Origin of the sequence: Chitinophaga deserti (assembly GCF_003149455.1) — a bacterium.
Lineage (GTDB): Bacteria > Bacteroidota > Bacteroidia > Chitinophagales > Chitinophagaceae > Chitinophaga > Chitinophaga deserti.
The window spans coordinates 54,548-69,879 of sequence record NZ_QFFK01000001.1; the positions used below are offsets into that span (position 1 = coordinate 54,548).

12 protein-coding genes are annotated in these 15,332 nt (G+C 50.0%); 10 read left to right on the top strand and 2 right to left on the bottom strand.

Annotation, left to right across the window (positions count from 1 at the left end; all coding sequences use genetic code 11):
- Window positions 1-21 precede the first annotated feature (21 nt).
- Entirely contained in the window at window positions 22-894 is an 873-nt protein-coding gene (locus DEV76_RS00210) for an alpha/beta fold hydrolase (protein ID WP_157962629.1), read from the bottom strand.
- Window positions 895-1,393: 499 nt separating this feature from the next.
- On the opposite strand from DEV76_RS00210, the gene DEV76_RS00220 reads away from it, so the two are divergent.
- The 10 genes from DEV76_RS00220 (at window position 1,394) to DEV76_RS00265 (ending at window position 13,275) form a co-directional block, all read left to right on the top strand.
- The gene (locus DEV76_RS00220; protein WP_157962630.1) at window positions 1,394-3,037 is read left to right on the top strand and encodes a vitamin K epoxide reductase family protein; all 1,644 of its coding nucleotides are present in this window, start codon (window positions 1,394-1,396) and stop codon (window positions 3,035-3,037) included.
- Window positions 3,038-3,196: 159 nt separating this feature from the next.
- Entirely contained in the window at window positions 3,197-3,463 is a 267-nt protein-coding gene (locus tag DEV76_RS00225) for a hypothetical protein (protein ID WP_157962631.1), read from the top strand.
- Between the two features lie 67 nt (window positions 3,464-3,530).
- Entirely contained in the window at window positions 3,531-4,691 is a 1,161-nt protein-coding gene (locus tag DEV76_RS00230; RefSeq protein ID WP_109693930.1) for a TlpA disulfide reductase family protein, read from the top strand.
- Window positions 4,660-5,940, top strand: a complete 1,281-nt coding sequence (locus tag DEV76_RS00235; RefSeq protein ID WP_109693932.1) for a glycosyltransferase family 25 protein — start codon at window positions 4,660-4,662, stop codon at window positions 5,938-5,940. The genes DEV76_RS00230 and DEV76_RS00235 overlap by 32 nt, the downstream gene beginning before the upstream one ends.
- 11 nt (window positions 5,941-5,951) lie before the next feature.
- Entirely contained in the window at window positions 5,952-7,127 is a 1,176-nt protein-coding gene (locus tag DEV76_RS00240) for a hypothetical protein (RefSeq protein ID WP_157962632.1), read from the top strand.
- Window positions 7,124-8,197 carry a hypothetical protein gene (locus DEV76_RS00245; protein WP_109693934.1) on the top strand — a complete coding sequence of 358 codons (1,074 nt, stop codon included), beginning with the start codon at window positions 7,124-7,126 and terminating at the stop codon, window positions 8,195-8,197. Before DEV76_RS00240 ends, DEV76_RS00245 begins: the two co-directional genes overlap by 4 nt.
- Window positions 8,194-8,811 carry a hypothetical protein gene (locus DEV76_RS00250; protein WP_109693935.1) on the top strand — a complete coding sequence of 206 codons (618 nt, stop codon included), beginning with the start codon at window positions 8,194-8,196 and terminating at the stop codon, window positions 8,809-8,811. The genes DEV76_RS00245 and DEV76_RS00250 overlap by 4 nt, the downstream gene beginning before the upstream one ends.
- A 28-nt stretch (window positions 8,812-8,839) precedes the next feature.
- On the top strand, window positions 8,840-9,709 hold the full coding sequence (locus DEV76_RS00255) for a hypothetical protein (RefSeq protein WP_109693937.1): 870 nt from the start codon (window positions 8,840-8,842) through the stop codon (window positions 9,707-9,709).
- Window positions 9,710-9,733: 24 nt separating this feature from the next.
- On the top strand, window positions 9,734-11,920 hold the full coding sequence (locus DEV76_RS00260) for a peptidase domain-containing ABC transporter (RefSeq protein ID WP_109693939.1): 2,187 nt from the start codon (window positions 9,734-9,736) through the stop codon (window positions 11,918-11,920).
- A gap of 8 nt (window positions 11,921-11,928) precedes the next feature.
- Window positions 11,929-13,275 (top strand): HlyD family secretion protein, encoded by a 1,347-nt coding sequence (locus DEV76_RS00265; protein WP_109693941.1) that lies wholly within the window; start codon window positions 11,929-11,931, stop codon window positions 13,273-13,275.
- A 70-nt stretch (window positions 13,276-13,345) separates the two neighbouring features.
- On the opposite strand, the gene DEV76_RS00270 is transcribed toward DEV76_RS00265, so the two are convergent.
- A complete protein-coding gene (locus tag DEV76_RS00270) occupies window positions 13,346-14,956 on the bottom strand; it encodes a glycoside hydrolase family 43 protein (protein ID WP_109693943.1) in 1,611 nt (536 codons plus the stop codon).
- Window positions 14,957-15,332 lie beyond the last annotated feature (376 nt).

A 15,332-nucleotide genomic window follows, 5' to 3' on the forward strand; every position in this document is an offset into this window, starting at 1 on the left:
ACAATAAAGAAGGCCCGGGATTTAATTCCCGGGCTTTTTTTGTTCCAGGAAACCTGTAATGAGCTGATGCATCTCATCAAAGTGGGATTCCAGCAGCATATGGCTGCCGTCAAGTATGTGGATTTGTGCTTCCGGAAGGTCGCGTTTGTAGCAGGGAGCCTCATCTACACTGAAATACGGGTCATATTTTCCCCAAATAACCAATGCGGGAGGCAAATGTGTGCGGAAGTACTCCTGGAACAGGGGGAACATGGAGAAATTACTGAGATAATCACAATTCAGGACATACTGCATGTCCAGATTCCCCGGCCGTTGCATGCGTTCCCAGTCGAGCATCCACAATTCGGGGCTGATGTGTGGATGATATTCCTCCGGCAGGCCGAGGTAATACTGTTCCCGGGTACCTGATTCACTGAGGAATGCGTAAACTTTATCTTTCTTTTCCGGCGTTGGGTTTTTCCAGTATGCAATGGTTTCATCCCATCCGGGGCCATTGCCTTCATCATACGAATTCCCGTTCTGCACAATGATCCCTTCAATCTTTTCTGGGTGGTGAATGCAGATACGCATACCTATCGGGCTGCCGTAATCGTGCAGGTAAATGAAAAAACGCTTCAGTCCGATGGCATCTGTAAAAGCATTCATGCATTCGGAAACTCCTTTGAAAGTATAGTCAAACACTTCGGGGAAAGCACTGAATCCGAAGCCGGGATAATCCGGTGCAATGAGATGGTATTTATCAGACAGAACGGTCATCAGATTCTTAAACATGGCAGAAGAAGAAGGGAAACCATGCAACAGAAGTAAGGCCGGGTTGCGGGGATCTCCTGCCTCGCGGTAGAAGATACCGGTGCCATTTACGGGTACGGTGCGGTGGAGGATTTGCTTTGCCATACATGGGAAAATTGGATGAATGATAAACGCGTCAAAAAGCATGCTATCCCCAATGTTGTTGCACTGAAGTATAACTGCAGCGGATACTTTGTTTCGAAACTGCTGCATCAAAAAAGCACATGTTAATGTCAATAAAGCACTTATTTAGTTATAACCAAACCCCTAATTTCGTTTCAAACGCATATGGCCTTATGTGTTTTGAAATATCCGGCACAACTTGTATGAGACCCTGTATTGCCCTTGATTACCGAATGTTGTGAATGGAAACCCGATAATAAAGCAGCCCGATTTTGTTAACTATTCCCGATTTATTATGCCCGTACAAATCAGCAAACTTTTTCATTCCCGATACTGGCAGTAGAGCCAGTTTTGCAGATAACTGATCAGTTATCCATATTTCCCTGTGCCATGCCACGCCGGTCTCCGACCGTACTGCGCATAAGGGAAACCTATTGCCCGGATTTCCATTATCAGACTTCAGAAACCTAATCAGATCAAGGTGAAGAAATTCATTCAACTATTGACGACACCGGAAAACAACGTCCTGACTGTTACGAGGATATTACTGGCGGAATTGAACATACCGGTTACCCGCAGTACTACCACTAAAATGCTGGATGAGCATCCGGACCAGAACAGCCTGCTGAGCATCAGTGATTGCCTCCGGCAATTTGGTGTGGATAACCTGACCGCCCGTTTTGAGACGGAAAAGTTGCTGCAACTTCCGCTACCATTCATTACTCAGCTCAGGGGGGCTTCCGGCCCGGATCTATACTTTACGGTAGTCCGCAGGGCCGATGCGGGAACCGTATACTACTACGATACCGAGTTACTGAAATGGCTGCATACACCTGCAGGTGAATTTAAGAAGCGGTGTACAGGCCTGGCCCTGCTCGCGGAAGCGGACGAAAATGCCGGTGAGAAAGATTATCAAAAAAACAGGAAGGCTGAAAAGCGAAAGTCGCTGCAATGGACACTGGCAGCCCTGTTACTTCCCCTGGCACTGCTGGCCGCAGGCATAGCCGGATGGATGCAGGCCGGCACCGCTGTAATACCATCACTCATTTATGCATTGCTTTGCCTGACCGGCACTGCTATCGGCTGCCTGTTGTTATGGTATGAGCTGGACAGTTACAATCCGGCTTTACAGCAGATATGCGGAAGCGGCAAGCATGTTTCCTGTGGGGCCATATTGCAATCGGGCGCTTCGAAGATAGCGGGGATAAGCTGGAGCACCATCGGCTTCACTTATTTCACGGGTAGCGTTTTCCTGCTGGTATTTGCCGGCATCACTAACCCTGTTGTACACGTTACGCTTGCCTTCCTCAACCTGGCCGCTGTACCTTATGTCTTTTTCTCTGTTTACTACCAATGGCGCGTTGCCAGGCAATGGTGTGCCTTATGCCTGAGCGTACAGGCCCTGCTGCTCCTTCAATTGGCTACGGTATTGTCTGCCGGATGGGCCAGCCAGATTACCGTGGTAACAGTAGCAGCCGGGTGGTTGCCGGCAGTGCTCGCCGCTTACGGTATCCCATTCGCTTTAACCCATACGCTCATCCCCGTTTTCCAAAAAGCAAAGGAAAGCCGGTTGAATTACAACAGGCTGCAACAGCTGAAACACAATCCTCAGATATTCGATTCGCTACTGGCCAGGCAAAAAGAGGTTACCACAGTACCTGAAGGCCTGGGTATTACGCTGGGCAAGCCATCGGCTGTGCATAAAATCATCAAGGTTTGTAATCCTTATTGCGGCCCCTGCTCCAGGGCACATACTCCCATGGAAGCCTTACTGGAAAACAACCCGGATGTACAGGTGCAGATCATTTTTACCGCCAGCAACAAAGAAGGAGACCGGGGCGCCACTCCCGTCCGGCACCTTATGGCATTAGCCTCCCGGAACGATGAAACACTCATAAAACAAGGGCTGGATGACTGGTATCTTTCCAACGACAAGGACTACAACCGGTTTTCCGCCAAATATCCTATGAACGGCGAACTCCAGCAGCAAAATGGTAAGATCGAAGCCATGCACCAGTGGTGCACCGAAACCGGCATCAGCTTCACACCTACCTTTTTCATCAACGGACATCAGCTCCCCGAGATATATTCCGTAGAGGATCTAAAATACTTTCTGATGGTGTAGGCAACCAGCAGAAAAGCCAGGGACGCCTGCTGTTGCCGGAGTACTACGGCTCCAGACCCTGCATTCACCCCAGCCGGGCCATTGTGCATAATGCGCCCGGTAAAAAAGGCCCGGAAGCATCCGGACCTGACATTATCCACCCTGTTAAAAAACACAAAAATGAAAAAACTGAAATTGACAACCCTCAGCCTGGGCGCCACAGAGGTGCTGACCAGAACCCAATTGAAAAACGTACTCGGCGGTACCGGCAGCGGTCATAACGACGGGCACTGTAAAGTAGGTAAATGCATGCTCCACATCCGTGACCTGGGCATCGACGTGGAAGGAGATTGCACCGACTTCCACGAAGGCGGTTCTGTTCGTTGTTCTTGCGTGAACGGTACACATCAGACTGATCCCGGCACCTGGAGCAGCTGTAACCTCTAATCCGCAATGTTCTTCAGAAGAGCCCTGATACATTTCAGGGCTCTTCACTTCATTTAATACCACGCATATGAAAATCCATCTGCCGCAATCGCAGGCAAAAAAGGTAATGGTCATTTCCGCCGTCTTCTCTGTGATGGCCGCCTGCCAGCAGGGTATCCCGGCAGGCAGTTATCAGCTACAGGGAGAAATAGCCGGAATGAAAGGAGACAAAGTTTTTATCCAGACCCGTACAGACAGCGGCCTTACTTTTACAGACTCTGCGTTGCTGGAACAGGAACACTTTACGTTCAGGGGAAGCGTGGATGAGCCGCATAGTATTACCCTCTTTTTTCGCAATTCCTCCGGAGTGATGGAGCCGCTTTATAGTTCGTTTTATCTCGAAAATGCAGACATCCAGCTTAAAGGAGATATCCGGAATCGCCGCGATATCAGCATCTCCGGCGCCCGGGAAGAAGCCATCCGGAAGAAAATTGCAGCCGCCACGGCCTACCCTCCCCGCTATGGCCATTTGCGAAACCAGTTTTACCAGGCGGAGATTGCCGGAAAGGAATTGCCCAAAGACTCTATAAGCGGCTGGCGGGCGGAAATCGTTGCGTTGGAATCACAACATACCCGGCAGATAAAAACTGTGGTAAATGAACATATGGGCAGCTATGTGGCACTGCATACCATATTGGATAATGCCGGCATTTTTACCGCTGAAGAACTTAAAAAAATGAGCGCGCAGTTCAGCCAGCTTCAGAAAAGCCCATCTTACCAGAAGCTGTTATCCACACTTGAGGTCACAAGTACCGCGGCGGTTGGGCAGCCATTAACAGGTTTCACCTTACCCGACTCCCTAGGCCAGTCACACACGCTGTCATCCATGAAAGGGCGATGGTTGCTGGTGGAGTTCTGGGCCAGCTGGTGCGGCCCGTGCCGCAAATCGATCCCCGCCCTTAAAGCAGCAGTTGCACAGCATAACGAACTATCCATAGTAGGTGTCTCTATTGACGAAGACACGCTAAAATGGAAGCAGGCGCTCCACCAGGAACAGATGCCCTGGATCAATCTCGTAGCACCGTCGGCAGACTGGGCATGGAAAAACTACCTGATCACCGCCATCCCGGCCAATTTCCTGCTGGACAGTAAGCGAAACATCGTTGCGAAGAATATATCCCCTTCAGAAATTGTACACATCATTGAAACCTCTTCCAATGGCCACCAACATCAAGAGCCGCACCATTAAAGTGTTTATCATTAACCTGCCTCACCGGACAGACAGGAAGAAGCATATTCTCCGTGAGTTTGAAGGGCGCACCGAATTCGATGCAACCGTGATTGCCGCCCGGGAGCATACCTATGGTGCTACCGGATTATGGGAAACTATCTCCCACATCATCAGCGACCATGCCATGGAGGAAGACTACTTCGTGCTATGTGAAGACGATCACCAGTTTACCGAACATTACTCTCCAGAACTGCTTTTCAGGTCCATAGCAATGGCCATTGATCTGGATGCTGACCTGCTCAACGGCGGGCCCAGCTGGTTCAGCTGCTCCGTTCCGGCAGGGGATCATTTGTACTGGACGGAGCGTTTCTCCGGGCTGCAGTTCACCGTCTTCTTCCGGAAAGCATACGGGAAAATACTGGAAGCCCCCTTTGTCAATAAAGACGTAGCCGACCATAAAATATCCGCGGTAACCAGCGGAAAATACTTTATTCATCCGTTTATTTCCATACAGCAGTCATTCGGATATTCCGATGTGACCCCGCAAAACAATACTGCGGGCTGGGTTGCAGGGTTATTTGAAAGAAGCGCTGCGAATGTGACTATCTGCAATAATATCCGCCGGTTTTATGAAACATCTGCAGCTCCTCCCCTGCCAGTGCCGGAAGATGTTTCAGGTGTATCCATAACCACCTATGTGCTCCACCCGGGCGGCCCGCACCTGGAAGTATTCACCGGAGGTCAATTCGCGGATAAACCCGAGTTTATTCCGTTTAGCTGGCATACCCAGCCGGGAGCAACAGGCACTAATCAGTTGAATGCCGGTGTGTTGAAAAATATTATAACGCATGCCATTATGGAGGATGAAGATATCATCATCATTTGCAGCGAAAAACACCGGTTCCCCAAAAACTATTCAGGGATATACCTTATCAGGCAGATTCTGGAAGCGCACCGGTACGGGGCAGAAATGTTGTTTGGCGGAGCGTCTGACATTGGCCTTACCGTGGCCATCTCCGATAGCCTTTTCTGGGTCAGCACTATTGTTTCCCCTCATTTTGTAATCCTTTTCAAATCAGGGTTTTCACAGATACTGGAAGCTCCGGAGGATAACATCACTGAAACGAAAGATTTTCTTTCCGGCTGCCTCAGCAATAAAATGCTGCTGTGTCCTTTTGTTTCGGAAAGCAATTCGGATACAGAAAACAGGCTGCGGCATATTTACGACCGGCAAAGCCAACAACGGTTAATGGTACAGCCTCTTTAATCACTTAGTATATGGACGGACTAACTCTTGTGATTTCCCAATTGAAACAATTAGCCGACGAGGTAGTATACCACGAGGGTTACCTCACCATATATCCTGACAAGCAACACCACCCTGCCTGCATCTGCCTGATTTACGAAGCGGATGCATTGCCTGAGGCGATTAATTTTTCACACGCAGTATACTACATCGTGCTGGGAAATGCGGCTGGCATGGCGGCATGGGGCATTCCTTCAGAATTCATTTCATCCTTCCCATATCCTGTTTCCCCTCTCCCGACGGCTGCAGCAGACTCTCCTGACCATAGGGCGGAGGTAGTTACTTATGTTTTAAACGATCAGCAGAACGATCCGGATTGCCGGATCAGTCTGTCGGTAATCAGTGCATTTAATTGCCTGCTACACCTGAACTGTCATTGCGTTGTACCGGCAGCCCTAATCCCCCGGCTGAAGGCAATCGCCAATTCCAACATATCCTTTACGGAAAGCAGGCCATCCCAGGATGCATTTACCGGTTGCCGGCTACTGATAGCGGCTGGCGAGCCGGCGCTGCAGGGGATATTGGCCGGCTTGCCCGTTATTATAGCCGGCCCGGCCGGACTGGGAGGGCTCGTTACGTCAGATAATCTGCCCGCCTTCTTTACTTCCGCCTTCAGGGGGAGGCCCGGAGGCCGGGTGGGAGAACGTATTGCCTCCGGGCTTTTGATGGAGGAGATCAAATACGCCATTGAAGCCGCCGAAAGCTCTGAGCTGGCTTACCTCACCGGTTTATCAGGCAGCCAGTACAATAACCTCCGGGTATTTTCTCCTGGTTACATTAATGAAGCGGTTGCCGGTACTATACTAGCCCAGCAACAATTGATTCATTGCCTCAGCAACGGCCATTTGTCCCGGACATTGCGGCCGGCGCTTTCCGCATCCGTTATCGTCCTTGAAATGCCAGGTTCAGACAGCTACTGGCTGCAACAGGTTCATACCAATAAGATACTCGCTGTAGCCGGTGAATATGAGATCGCATTGATCCGGCTTTGTAATGGCAACCGGACGCTGGAAGAGATAGTTACTGCGCTGGGAAGCAATTATGACCTGACCGACTGCACCGGGTTCATCACCAGCCTGTGGCAGCAACGCATCCTGTATTTCCCTGAACAGATCCCTTCCACTATAAACCGCCAGTCGCTACCATGAAATTATTCAACCTCGACCTGCATGTTTCCGTGATAAAAGACCTGATGGATATTTTCGGTGCTATGGGGCATCAAGTGGATCACTGGTCCATATCATCGCACAGCTGGGTGCATGGCTGGGAAACCGCAACGGTGGACGTAGTCAATCAATACACCTGGCGGCATCTGAACGGGCATATGTGTAAAAGGTTTTATGAGCGGTACAAATCGGAACTGGAGCAATATGATGCTTTCATTGTTACGCATACGCCTGCATTTTCGCTGCTTTACCAGGAGTTTAACAAGCCGGTTATTACAGTAGCCTCCACCCGCTATGAAGCTCCTTTTACCCTGAGCGCACGGCATTGGGAATGGTTGAACCGCAGCATACAGCAAAAGAGTGTACAGAAGATGATGCAGCGTGTGGCCAACAATAAGTACGACCAGCTATACTGTGAGCGCTATACCGGTTTGCGCTGGAAGCATATACCCAGCTATTGCGGTCATGTAAGCGAACGATGGGCACCGGAGCTGCCTGCATTTCTTTTAGACAGCAGGGAGCTTACCATCCGCCTGCGGCAGGCCCGGCTCGTACACAAAAGTACACTGGGCCGCTACCAGTGGAGCGACCTTGTGAGGTATGCAGGGATAGTAGTAATTCCTTACAATGTATCCGTGATGTCGGTATTTGAATATTACACCGCCTGCATTCCGCTCTTCTTCCCATCCAAAAAATTCTGTCTGGAGCTGTACCGGCAATATGCCGGCCTCGGCGTGCTCTCGGAAGTATCCTGGTTACAGGTGCAGGAAACATCGGCTCCGCCGGCCATCCATGGCGGAGACGCCGACCCTAATCTTACCGGGCAGGTAGGAGTACTGGAACACTGGATCAACTTCTGTGACTGGTACGATGAAGGATGGATGCCCCATATCACCTTCTTCGAGTCCTTTTCGGATCTCGACGAACAACTGCGCTCCGCTGATCTGGCAGGGATATCCGAAAACATGCGCCGCCATAATATCGTCAGAAAGCAAAAGATAGAAGCGTTGTGGACGGAACAATTGTCAGACATCAACAAATCAAGCACATGAAAAAGATCATATCATTCTCCCTCTGGGGCAATAAACCAATGTATTGGCAGGGAGCGGTCAAAAACGTTGAACTCGCCAGGCAGCTGTATCCCGGCTGGGTATGCCGGTTTTATACAGACCGGAATGCACCGGCCGGCCTGATAAGGATGATAGAAAAAACGGATAGTGAAGTAGTGCTGGTAAACCCATCGGATGAATTTGCGGGGCTGTTCTGGCGGTTTTATGCGGCGGAAGATGCAGATATTATGATATGCCGCGATACCGACTCCCGGATATCGGAAAGAGAAGTGAAAGCGGTAGACCAGTGGCTGGACAGCGGCTGTCACTTCCACATTATGCGCGACCATCCGCAGCATACCTCACTGATTATGGGTGGTATGTGGGGATGCAGGAATATGGAGGGGATGCAATCACTGATAGACAACTATCCACACAAATGTCTGAAAGGAACCGATCAGCTCTTTCTGTCACACAACATATACCCGCAGGTCAAAGAACACGCCATGATCCACGACAGCTATCAGCTTTTCGGTGATGGGATTGACTTCCCTACCCCCCGGGCAACCGGGGAATTTATTGGCAGTGTGTATGATGAGTATGACCAGCCGATGTAGTAACATTCTTCATTCTGAACTCAATCCAATGAAAATAAAAGTCCGGGTTACCTGTTTCTGGGAAAGCGACGAAAACTATCTGAATACCCTTCGTTTATATGGCGGGGGAAGCCTTCAGTGGAAGAACCTGGAATTTGTGACGGGAGGTGATTATGATGTGCTCATCATACTAACCCGGCCAAACGAATTACTGTCTGCCTACGATCCCCGAAAGGCCATTCTCTTCCATACCGAGCCGCCGCGCTCTACCAACAGGCGAAGCATCTCCTGCAGCCGTACTGAGGAAATGTACCTGCCACTTCCCTTTCTGCCTGCACAGATAACGGGTGCCCTGCGCCATGGCGGGAATGGAACACGCATCCTTAAATCGAAATTATTGTCTTGCATCACGAGCGACCTCAATTTTATGGAAGGTCATTTCTTCAGGCTGCGGATGGTACACCTGCTCGACCAGGTGATAGAAGACGGACTGGATGTTTGGGGTAAGCACCATGGCAATACCTTTTTTGAAGATATCCGGAAATATCGCGGAGAATTAGAACAGAAATACGACGGCCTGTGGCCGTATGAATACCATTTTATCAGCGAAAACTCTTTCGTACCCGGATATTTCACAGAAAAGATCACAGACCCCATCATAACAGAAACACTGTGCTTTTACGATGGCTGCACCAACCTGGAGCAGTTCATCGATGAAAGGGCTTTTGTAAGGGTGGATGTAAAGGAGCCCCATTCGGCGGCTGAAAAGATGATTGAATCTATCCGGGATAATGCATATCGCAAGCGGATAAAATATATCAGGCAACAGAAGAAACGGCTCCTGACCCGGCTGAACCCGTTGAATATAATCTGGATGGCCGCTAACGGCCGTGATGTGCTGAAGGAATGTACGTTATGATTACTGGTTGTAAAATGTTACTGCATGGAATTCCCGTTTTATAAGCAACTGAATGAAATGGATTGCGGCCCTACCTGCCTGAGAATGATTTCCAGGCACTACGGCCGTCATTATAATACCGATACCATCCGGCAAAAATCCGGTTTCAGCAAGCAGGGTGTTACATTGCTGGGTATCAGTGAAGCAGCGGAGTCGCTAGGCTTCAGGACACGTGGTGTAAAAATCACTCACAGTAAAATACTGACTATCGAACAGCCATCCATCCTGCACTGGAATCAGAACCATTTCGTGGTCCTTATTTCCATTACAAAGCGGGGGGCAAAGGTAGCAGACCCTGCCCGGGGCATCGTGCAATTTTCTACAACAGAATTCCTGCAGGCCTGGTTATCCGATCATAATGAACAACAGGAAAGAACCGGCACTGTACTCCTGCTAGAACCAACACCCGCTTTTTATGAAGAGCAGGGCGATAAAGAGAACAAGCTCAAATGGGGAAACATCACCCGTTATTTACGCACCAGCAAATGGCAGATCACACAGGTTTTCCTTTCATTACTGATAGGCTCTGTGCTGCAGCTGATACTCCCATTCCTTTCCCAGAGCATGGTGGATACGGGTATCAATACCCGCAACATGCAGTATATAACGATCGTGCTGGTGGCCCAGCTGACGCTGACCTTCAGCGGTACGGTCGTTGAATTTATCCGGAACCGGCTGCAGCTTCGGATATCCAATGTCGTCAACCTGTCTATCCTGTCAGATTTCTGGATCAAATTAACGCGGCTCCCCCTTTCGTATTTCGATACGCATCATACGGGAGACACTATCCAGCGGATAGGTGATAATAAGCAGATACAATCTTTCCTCACCAGTCATGCCCTGAGCAGTATATTCTCCGTCATTAATTTTTTCCTGTATGCCATCATACTCATGACCTACAGTGTACCCCTGTTCCTGATTTTTTCTGCCGGCAGTGTGCTGTACTTCCTCTGGATACGCCTCTTCATGCGTATCAGGAGAAAGATCAATTATGCCACTTTCCATGCCTCTGCCAAAGAAAATAACGCCACCCTTCAGCTGGTACAGGGCATGCAGGAAATAAGGCTTAACAATGCCGAGCAGCTAAAGCGCTGGGAGTGGGAAAATATACAGGCAGGTATATTCAAACTGAATTTCAAAAGTCTAAACTACGGCCAATGGCAATCGGCCGGAGCATTGTTCATCAACCAGGGGAAGGATATTGTGCTGAGCTTCACGGTAGCGCAGCTGGTAGTACAGGGGCATCTCACATTCGGCGCCATGATTGCCATACAATATATCATCGGCCAGCTTAACGGCCCTGTGCAGCAGTTTATCGGGCTATCTCAAAGCATACAGGATGCCCGTATCAGCATGGAAAGGCTTAACGAAATCCATCATATGGAAGATGAGGAACCCGCAGGAAAATCGTTCTCCCGGCAACTTCCGCAAGACCATGATATCAGCATCACCAGCCTTTCATTCACTTACCCTACCACCGGGAGTGATCCTGTACTGGAAAAGATCGATCTCACGATACCCGAAGGCAAGGTAACCGCCATTGTAGGAGCCAGCGGCAGCGGTAAAACCACGCTGATCAAACTGCTGTTGAAAATATACCAGCAATATCAGGGGGATATCAGAATCGGCGGCAGCCCCTTCAGCCATATCAGCCCGTCTTTCTGGCGGAAACAATGCGGCGCAGTTTTGCAGGACGGGTATATTTTCAACGATACCATCGCACGCAACATTGCGGTGGGCGATGAATATGTGGATCATGAAAAACTTGTTTACAGTTGCAACATTGCCAATATCCTCCCCTTTATAGAAACGCAGCCCAATGGCTTCAATACCCTGCTGGGCGCGGAGGGCGCCGGCATCAGCCAGGGGCAGCGCCAACGCCTGCTGATAGCCCGTGCCGTTTACAAAGATCCGAAATACCTGTTTTTCGACGAAGCCACCAACGCGCTTGACGCCAACAACGAAAAAACGATCGTTGAAAACCTTCAGCAATTCTTTACCGGAAGAACGGTGGTAGTAGTGGCGCACCGGCTGAGTACGGTTAAAAACGCGGATAAAATAATAGTCCTGGAAAAGGGAAGGATCTGCGAAGAAGGTACCCACCTTTCGCTGACCCGGCAAAAAGGAAAATATTTTGAGCTGGTGAAGAACCAGCTGGAATTAGGTAATTGATATAGACCATGGAAAACGATCTCATCCATCATCCACATCTGAATGGAACAACTACCCTGCTTCCTTCGGAAACCATACATCAGCCGGCCAGGCGGTCTGAACTGGCGCAGGAAGTCATCAGCCATCAACCGGGGTTCATGGAGAAGTGGGCGCTGTGCTTCTTTGCAGGCATATTGCTGGTACTGGGTTTTATCACCTGGTTTATCCGCTACCCAGATATTATCGAAGGCCGCGCAACGCTGACGGCGGAGAATGCCCCCAAAGAAATCACCATCATGCACGACGGGCGCCTGATCCGCCTATTTACGCCGGATAGTATGAAAGTGAAGAAAAACGAAGTGCTGGGATGGATTGAAAGTACTGCCAGCCACCAGGAAGTACTCAGTCTGTCGGGCAAACTCGATACCGGCCTGCTTCTATTACAAAGCAACAGGTATGCAGCGGTAGTCAGTTGCTTTTCCGCTTACCATCACAACCTCGGCGAAGTGCAGGAGCCTTACCGCCAATTTATAATTGCCCTGCAGCAATTCGATGACTACCTGGTAAACGGCTACTACGCCCGCGAAGCCGGTTTGCTGAAAACGGATGTGGAAACGCTGGATGAAACACGGGGAACCATTGAGAACCAACTGGAACTGACTAAACAGGATCTTCAAATTGCGGAAGAGAGCTTTGTCATGAATAAAACGTTGTTTGATGGAAAGATCATAGCGCGGGAGGAATACCGGAACGAACAGAGCAGATTCCTCAGCAAAAAAATGGTGGTGCCGCAACTGAATGCTTCCCTGCTGGCAAATATGTCCCAGAAAAGGGACAAGCAAAAAGAGATCGCCAGAATGGAACATGACATTTCCCGGCAAAGGGTACTTTTTATGCAGACCCTGCTTTCCTTCCGCCAGGTTGTTGACGAATGGAAAAAGAAGTACACCATTATAGCACCCATTGCAGGAGACCTGGTGCTGGATGTACCGGTACAGGAAAACCAGTTCCTTCAGCAGGGCAGGCGCATCGGCTATATAACTCCCGGGCAGAGCAGGTATTTTGCTGAAATCCATTTACCCCAGGCTAACCTGGGGAAGATAGATACCGGCCTCCAGGTGCAATTACGGTTTGCCGCATACCCTTACCAGGAAACGGGGTATGTAAAAGGCACGATCAACTATGTATCCAAAGTGGCAACCGACAGCGGGCTGGTGGCTACCGTGCAGCTGGATAATGGCCTCATGACCAACCAGCAGGTGCCGCTGGTTTATAAAACAGGGCTTCAGGCGCAGGGGCTCGTCATTACCAAAAACATGCGGCTGATCGACCGGCTGATGCATAACCTGTTCAGGAATCTGGCAGTCAACCCCTGATATAATGCAAAAGACCCGTGCAGGTGCACAGGTCTTTTTTTTGGTTATTCACTCAGATGATTGGTACAGATTAAGGATTGGCGCCATTAAAACGGAACCAGTTAAAATCGGCATATCCGCCTGCTCCTTCTGCTGTAAGGCTATAGTTGATGAGTGCAAAGCGGTTGGCGGTCCAGTCGAGGCCCAGGCCCATTTTCAGGGTGTCCCCGAATGGGTGGAACGTTTTACCATCAGTGCTGTAAGCGAAAGTGGCGAGGTAGTCTGTATGCGTTATGTTAGCCCGCAGCCATATTTTGGAATGCGGGAAGCTGGCGATGCTATCCATCACTTTTCCGTCATTAACCATAATAAGCCTGTTTCCCCCGGGATCCTTTTGTACGGCAATGAATGCATACGGGAATTGAAACACACCGAATCCAGCCACGTTACCGGGCTTAAGGCCGCTTACGTCCATTTCCACTACACCTTCTGAAGCGGGGCCCTGTACGCGTTGTGTGAGGGTATTGCGGGCAGATTTGAGGTCCGCAGCAGTTGAGGCTTTCAGGCGCATGTACCCTTTCCTTTCCGTCAGCGACCATTTACTGTTATCCGGGTTATGGTTCCATTGCCACTGCAGGCCCAGCCGGCTGTTATTGAACTCGTCAGTAGCGGCAGGGTTCATCACCCGGTACGTTTTACCAACATCGGGTTTCTTCCCGGAAGCATAGCCTTTCCCGTTATCACCAAGGATGGGCCACCCGTCTACCCATTTAACGGGCACCAGGTGAGGTACACGGCCAATGGGGCCACGGTCCTGCATAATGATGAACCACCATTCCCCGTTCTTCAGCTGCACCATTCCGCCCTGGTGCAGGCCGTTATTGGGATAAGAGCTTTCGTCCTGATAAATTACTTTGCTTTCATATGGACCGGTTATGGATTTGCTTCGCAGGCACATCTGCCAGCCTTCTGTACCACCGGCGGGGTTGGTGATGTAGTAGTAACCGTTGATCTTATACATGTGCGAGCCCTCCATCGAATACTCCGGGTAATAGGCCGTAGATCCCTGCGGCCGGGGAACGCGCCCCTTCCAGATCTGAACGGGCTTGCCATCACCTTTCGCGGATTGCACATCGGCATTCAGTTCGGTGAGGTAAAGGGTACCTGCACCGTGCACTACATAAACCCGGCCATCGTCGTCGAAGAAAAGGCCCGGGTCATACAAATACTGGGGAAATATGGTGCGCTTCCAGGGGCCTTTTACATCGTCTGCAATGCAGATGGAAAAGCGGCCGCTGTCGGAGCCATAGCCTTTGGGGGTGCAAAACCCTACATAGAACTTCCCGTTGTGATGGCGGATGGTATTGGCCCAGGAGCCGTTCAGGTACATGTTACCGCCCTGCATATCGAACCGGGGGTCTTCGTCGTAACGGTCTACCGCATAGCCTGCCATTTCCCAATTCACGAGGTCTTTAGAGCGGAGGATGGGGCAACCCGGCACGTAGTGCATGCTGGTGGATATGAAATAGAAATAGTCGCCCACGCGGATCACGTCAGGATCGGGCCAGTCGCCCCACAGGAAAGGGTTTTTAAAAGTGCCGTTACCATTATCGGCAGTGTAGATAGTTGACGGTGCTTTTTGCGCCAACAGCAGCCCGCTCCCGGGGCTTATCAGGAAAAAAATAAAGAGTAGCAGCCTCATGTTATTGTTTGTTCGTCTTAATTAATCACTGTAATGAGGAAACGCCGAAGGTATGCCCATACCGGATGGCTGACACCCATTATGTTGATAAAAACCGATGGTATTTTTGCCGGACATTTGCCATGTTCCGGATAGCAACAAGTGGATGCTGCATAGGAATAAAAGGTATTCATGAACTGATACAATGCACTCACAAGCTTATTACTTCCTTATTACAAGCTTATTACCGGGTAGCATCTACGTAGCATGTACGCGACAACTATAGGTGAACTGGCAATCTTGTTCGGAGATGAGGTGGACTTGATGCGGAGGTGGTGCGGATGCGGTGCGGAGGTGGGGTTTTACTGGTGGCGGGAAGGGAAAGGGGAGATTGGGT